Below are 4,951 nucleotides of genomic sequence, written 5' to 3' on the forward strand. Positions count from 1 at the left end.
CTAAGTGCTGCATTTTAAATGGCCGAAAATGATGTATTTTTATTGACCGTTCACACCAGGGTTACCGATCATGACCACGTTACGGTGTTCGGCAATGAACCGGCCTTTGGCCAGTTCCCAAATAAAGGCCTCCTCCAGGTGTGGGGTGTGACGGAAGTCGAAGGTATCCAGGGTCTTTTTCAGGGGGAACCCGGCGGCACGTATCCGGCGCTGGCGTTGATTTTCCTGGCGGTTCTCGATTTCCTGGGTCATTAGGTGATACAGGAAGTCTCCGTAGCCCCAGCCCTGGGTTTCCGCCTCCCGTACCACCTGCTCGAAGCGGGCGAAGGTGGGCAGGCGCAGTTGCTTGGCGTATAGCTGGATCAGGCTAGCGGTCGGTGTCACAGGGCTACACCTCCTAAGAGAAGGCGGTCATAGTCCTGCCAGCGCACTTCTTCTACTGTCGGCATGTCGCCAGGAATGTTCCGGAGGGGAGGTATTACAGGCGCTTCCCCGGCCCGGGACTCCAAAAGATGCAGGCGTACCGCCTGGTAACTGTACTGGTGCTGGGCAGCGGCCTTCTCCACCGCTGCGCCTACTGCCTCTTGGCCGTAGGTAACGGCCAGCTTTACGATCTCTAAAAACTCCCGGTCGGGGTCCGTGCCACGGATCTGCTGGCGAAAGGACCAGAACCCCGAAGGCAAGGTCTCTTTTAAGGGCCGGGCGTTCTGAATGGCTCTGGGGCGCTGTTCTAAAAGGGGAATGTAGTGTGCTGGGTTCCACCGGTATTCCCCCTTGCCATAAACCCGCTGGTGCATGGCCACCAGGGTGTTATGCCGGTAGATTTCTACCTGTAAAGGATAACCTTTCACCGTTAAGGTATGCCCTACCAGGTTGATTGGCACGGAATAGCGGTTGCGATCAAAAACCACCATGCCGTCAGGATACACCTTGGCTTCTGTTACCAGGGCCGTCTTAAAGGGTCGCCCGGGCAGCGGGGTCAGGGAGGCCTGTTCTATTGCCAGGTACTCTCCCACGTTCCCTGAACGCCCGGCAATGCGGTGGTCCTGATACTTCCGGCAACGATGGAGCAGTGCTGCCTGGAGCTCTGACCAGTCTCTCACCCGGGGCACCGGGACCAGTACGTTGCGGCGGATGTACCCCACCAGGTTTTCTACCAGCCCCTTCTCATTGGCGGCGCCGGGGTTGCAGAAGTCTGCCCGGAAGGCGTAGTGAGCTCTGAAAGTCCTGAAACGGGGCTGTTCCTCGGTTACATATCTACCCCAACCCGACTTGACAGCATTCTTGGTGTTGTCATAGATCGCCCGTTGGGGCACTCCGCCAAAGAATTCAAAACCCTGGCGATGGCCCTCTAGGAAGCATTCCTCCCGCTGGTTGGGAAAGGCCATCACAAAGGGGGCGGCACTATGGCATAGCCGCATGCAAAATAGCTGTACCGTGGTCTTGACCCCGTCCATGAATACCTTGGCTTCGCCCCAGTCCACCTGCACCGCCTCTCCGGGGTCAAAGGCAAGAGGTACATAAGGTTTTGCCCGTTGCGCCCGTATCTCCCGGACCAGTTCGCGAATGGTGGATTCTCCTGCCCGGTAGCCGAGTTCTTCCAGCCGGTCATGAATGCGCTTAGCAGTATGGCGTTGCTTGGGGGGAGCCAGTTCATCATCCGCGAGCCACCGGGATACCAGATCCCTTACAGGTCCAGTGACCGGAGCTTCCCGGTTCCGGGGTGAGGCTTCCCCCGGTAAGTGGTTCCCGTGGCAGTACTTCTTTACTGTGTTACGGGAGATCCCCAGCCTTTCGGCAATGGCCCTCTGGGAGAGGTGTTCAACCGCATACAGGTAACGGATTTTTTCGTAAATGTCCATTTCGATCACCCTTCATCGCCTCCTGTACCGTGAACCAATTTCCAGTTCATTGTACAGGATGTGGTATCAGGGTGGATCACTTTTACGGTAGCACAACCCTCAAAAATGGATCACTTTTATAATAGCATTCTCAATATCTGGATCTTATCGCTGCACACCTTAAGGATGTCAAGACCATGCGCGAACACCTTCGCAAACGAGGTATAGAATTGCCCGCTAATATATCAAATAGCGGTTGACAGGGTATAAGTGAAAAGTTTATTAAAAAATGCGGGAAAGCAAAAAGCTTTCCCGCAAGGATGGTCAAGTTGTAGTTGCTAACTATTTACAGAACCATTGTATTATTTAAAGGTTAACATCATTATTGTTTATTGTAAATGTGTTATTTATAAATTTATAAGTTTTAATCTTTAAATGAGTGTTTTCAGTTTTTATTTCAGTTGGTAGCCCTTCTACCGGAATATCTTTTATTTTTACTCCATTGTTATTAAGATCATGTACTTCTAAAGTAGAATTATCAACATTCCAGTTTATAATATAATCTGATACCCAAAACAAGTGATTTGAACCATTCAGTTTTGAAACATGAGACTTATTAGTAATTTCAATAATATTTAGTTCCGCAGTTTGACGTTCGTTTTTATCAAAACCAGTCATTGATTGAATAACCATAAATTTACCATTTGGGGATATTTGAGGATTCATAGCACATTCCATGAAAGTCTCTTTCTGACCGTTTTTCATATCATAAACTTTAACTATTGGTTTTTCATTTTGACAATAATCATAAAATAGTAAATCTTCTTTACCCCATTCCAAAAATACATTTTCAGCATTATAGAATTCTGGATATTGATATGAGTCAATTATCTCCACCTTATTATCCCCTAAATTCCTTATATAGATATTAATTCGACCATTATTTTTACCTATATAGGCTATTTTATTATTATTAACAGAGTAATCAAATACTGCTATTTTATCATCTAAGCTTAGTGGATGTATTTTTTTATCTTGATTATTGAAGAGTTTATTTTTTCCTAAGATAACATCTCCATTGGGTAGTTCATGGTAGATAGGTTTTTTTTCCAACCATGGTTTGTAGTAATATTTCCCAATCGTTTCATTATTTTTGTTATCACGAACCTCAAAAACAAAACTTCCGTCATCGGATATATTTTCTAAACAATTAATATTAATATTTGAAAGGCTCTCAGCATCACTGGCATTAACAATTGGGGGATTGGTTTCATATAAGCCGTTTTCAATAATCATATCTTTTAAAAATATCGAATTAGCTATACTATATGCAATGCCTGCAAAACTAATTAGAATTGTAAAGACTAATACTATGATTTTTATTTTTTTATTCATAATTAATATTCCTCCTCTAAGGTAAATAAATCGTATTTACTTTATAATCAGTATTTGCATAAATTGTTACATTCTGTGTTCTTGCCCCATAATCATAACTAAGTGTTATATTACCTGTATTTGCTCTAGCTATATAATAGTTTATACCATAAGAAGCTTCATCTGGAAAAGGATTTCCATTTGCCATTACAAAATATGAATATGATGCTCCATAATTAATATCTGTACCTTTTGTTGCTCCAGATATTCTTTTATACCTAGCCCAGCTCCCACCTGAAGTACGTACTTCACCAAGTACCCCACCATATCCATCAGAAGTACTTCTTGATAAAAGCCCTTCAGGATTTCTTTGACTATACCAACTGTTAGTTCCCATCCTAATTTCAAAGTGTAAATGAGGACCTGTTGCACCTCCTGAACTGCCAGATTCTGCAATCTTATTTCCTTGATAAACCGTTTGATTAACGGCGGGGCAATCTGAATAATCACTTAAATGCGCATATAAATGATAAAATTTTACTCCTGGATAATTAGGATGATCTGATTCAATAATTATATATTTACCGTATGAATCACCACCAAGATCTGCCTTGGTTACCACTTTACCAGTATAGGCAGCGTATACATCTGAACCAGATGCAGCGGCAAAGTCGAGACCATGATGACCGTATGTGCTCGATGAAGTAAGCTTTTCAGCATATAAATACCCTGCATTAACGGGAGCTGAAACTGGAGCAACTAAATTAATACCCCCGTAAACCGCCATAACAGGGGAGTATAGTTTAGTTATTAGTATTCCCATAATTAAAAGAATTGGTAAAGCGTATTTACATAAATTTCTTTTTATTATCAACATAAACATCCCCTTATTGTAAATTATCTTAAAAAATTATTTTAATATCTTACTTTCAAACTTCTAAGAATATCATAGTTTTATTCCACACTTTGCGTCATTTGGTTGATTGTGGTGGTTTCTTGAAACAACTCCAGGACTACCTTGTTTTAAATTCAGCTGAATAAAAGTTGATTCTGCTGCAAAAACTAATAATCAGTGAATATTTATTAAAATATCAGGATTTTTGATGCATAAACCAGCCCGACAGCGTATGTTTATACATCATTTCTAAAAAAAGAGGGTTTTTGCAGCAGAATCAAAGTTAGATTTTAATATTTTTTTTACTAGTAGACATAATTATGAATATACACCTCCCTCCGCATATCGGTCAGCAAAATTCTCTTTCTTTATTACCAAAATTTAATTTAAATTACCTATTATGTCATATAATTACATATTATGGTATCATATCGCTTACTTATGGTCAATACCCATTATTAAACATACAATATTCTACAAGGGTAACCGGTATACCCTTCCCCTGGGAACCTATAGCCCAGGCAGGAAAGTAAGCTTGGATATTGAGGGAGAAATCCTGAAAATACGGGATGATTTCGATGGCTATCTCATTGCTGAACATAAAATCTCCAAAAACAAAGGAGAACTAGTACAAAACAACAACCACAAGCGGGATACCACCAAGAAGCTGGACAGCATTCAAGACGGTCTTCTTAAGGTTCTGGGCGAAAACGAGGATGCTCATGTTTTTCTCACCCAAGTCCGTCGTTTGAAGGCCAGATATGCCCGGGATCAGTTCAGCCTCATCGAAAAGACAATAAATGCACATACCGCTATCGCCATTGATAAAGCCTTAAATTAC

5 protein-coding genes are annotated in these 4,951 nt (G+C 42.4%); 1 reads left to right on the plus strand and 4 read right to left on the minus strand.

From position 1 onward, the window contains the following. Positions 1 to 39: 39 nt before the first annotated feature. From NUV48_15260 to NUV48_15275, 4 genes are all read right to left on the minus strand, one after another. Positions 40 to 384, minus strand: a complete 345-nt coding sequence (locus tag NUV48_15260; GenBank protein MCR4443491.1) for an ATP-binding protein — start codon at positions 382 to 384, stop codon at positions 40 to 42. Further along, positions 381 to 1,862 carry an IS21 family transposase gene (istA, locus tag NUV48_15265; GenBank protein ID MCR4443492.1) on the minus strand — a complete coding sequence of 494 codons (1,482 nt, stop codon included), beginning with the start codon at positions 1,860 to 1,862 and terminating at the stop codon, positions 381 to 383. Before istA ends, NUV48_15260 begins: the two co-directional genes overlap by 4 nt. Before the next feature lie 345 nt (positions 1,863 to 2,207). Further along, positions 2,208 to 3,236, minus strand: coding sequence for a hypothetical protein (locus NUV48_15270; GenBank protein ID MCR4443493.1), 1,029 nt, complete (start codon positions 3,234 to 3,236; stop codon positions 2,208 to 2,210). A gap of 16 nt (positions 3,237 to 3,252) precedes the next feature. Continuing rightward, positions 3,253 to 4,092 carry a M23 family metallopeptidase gene (locus tag NUV48_15275; protein MCR4443494.1) on the minus strand — a complete coding sequence of 280 codons (840 nt, stop codon included), beginning with the start codon at positions 4,090 to 4,092 and terminating at the stop codon, positions 3,253 to 3,255. 553 nt (positions 4,093 to 4,645) lie between these two features. Here NUV48_15275 and NUV48_15280 point away from each other — a divergent pair. Continuing rightward, the coding region (locus NUV48_15280; GenBank protein MCR4443495.1) for an IS21 family transposase at positions 4,646 to 4,951 on the plus strand (306 nt) is incomplete at its 3' end.

It is taken from the genome of Peptococcaceae bacterium, assembly GCA_024655825.1.
GTDB lineage: Bacteria > Bacillota > Peptococcia > DRI-13 > PHAD01 > JANLFJ01.